Origin of the sequence: Plesiomonas sp., assembly GCF_051650925.1 — a bacterium.
Taxonomy (GTDB): domain Bacteria; phylum Pseudomonadota; class Gammaproteobacteria; order Enterobacterales; family CAMTGL01; genus Plesiomonas.
Genome location: NZ_JBOFRH010000240.1, coordinates 1 through 1,419, shown reverse-complemented (window position 1 = coordinate 1,419; position 1,419 = coordinate 1). Strand labels below are relative to the sequence as shown.

Genomic DNA, 1,419 nt, shown 5'->3' with positions numbered 1-1,419 from the left:
CCGGTATGGGCAAAACATGGCTCGCCGCCTTCGATGCCCGCCAGATGCACGCCAAGCGCGTTTTGTTCGTTGCGCACCGCGAAGAGATTTTGCTACAAGCGGAAGAAACCTTTTTACGCCTAAACCCACATGCCCATACCGGGTTGTATAACGGTAATCAGAAAAATGGGGATGCGGATTATCTTTTTGCTTCGGTAAGCACCCTAGGTCAAGATGCCCACCTGCAACGCTTTGCGCCTGATCACTTCGATTACATTGTCGTGGATGAGTTCCATCACGCCAGTGCACAAACCTACCAAGCATTGCTGGCCTATTTTACCCCGACATTTTTATTGGGGTTAACGGCGACGCCTGAGCGAACTGATCGCGCCGATATTTTATCGCTGTGCGATAACAATCTGGTATACAGCCGCGATCTGCAATTCGGCATTAACGCCGGTATTCTGGTGCCCTTTACCTATTATGGGATCAGAGATGAGAGCGTGGATTATCAAGAGATCCCATGGCGCAACGGCAAATTTGACCCCGTTACGTTAGAAAACCAGTTTGCAACCGAGCGCCGCGCGAAACACATCTTCAACCACTGGCAGGCCAAAAAACAGCAACGCACACTCGCCTTTTGCGTGTCAAAATCACATGCCGATTATATGGATGCGTATTTTAAGCGCCATGGCATCCGCTCGTGCGCCGTATACAGTGATTCTACTGTCCGGCGTAATGAAGCCTTACAACGCCTGAATAACGGTGAACTGGACATTATCTTTTCGGTCGATCTTTTTAATGAGGGCACCGATCTACCTGCTATCGATACGGTACTCATGATCCGTCCGACAGAGTCCAAGATCTTATTCTTACAGCAATTAGGTCGGGGCCTGCGTCTATCACCAGCATCCAATAAAACCCAGCTCGTCGTGATTGATTTTGTCGGTAACCATACTGCGTTCTTGAATCGGCCTGCGGCATTACTGGGTACTCGTAATTTCCAGCAACTGAAAAAAGCCCTGCGTGAGCCGACACTCGCGCTGGGTTGCTTTGTCAATTTTGACCCTGTTGTAATTAAGTTGTGGTTAGCCTTGATAGAAGCAAAGGGATTTACCGCGAGCGAACATTACTCAGAACTTATCGAACAATTAGGCCATCGCCCTACCGCCACGGAGTTTTACCAAAGCGAGTACCCCTTCAGTAAAGTACGCCAACAATATCGCAGTTGGTTCGATCTCGTTGCGCAGCAAGAAAACAGCGATGATGAACTGCACCAAATACTGGCGCAACATCATGACTTCTTACTCAAAGGTATCGAAATGACCGCCATGAGTAAGTGCTTTAAAGCTATCTTATTGCAAGCGTTGCTGGAACTCGATGGTTTCAACTCCCCACCAACACTGAGTGCATTGGCGATTCGAAGTCACCGTGTGTTAT

Annotated in this window: 1 protein-coding gene; it reads left to right on the top strand. The window is 48.7% G+C overall.

Annotation, left to right across the window (positions count from 1 at the left end):
• Positions 1-1,419, top strand: a 1,419-nt coding sequence (locus ACRC27_RS05775; protein WP_438639403.1) for a DEAD/DEAH box helicase, incomplete at both ends; no start/stop codon positions are given.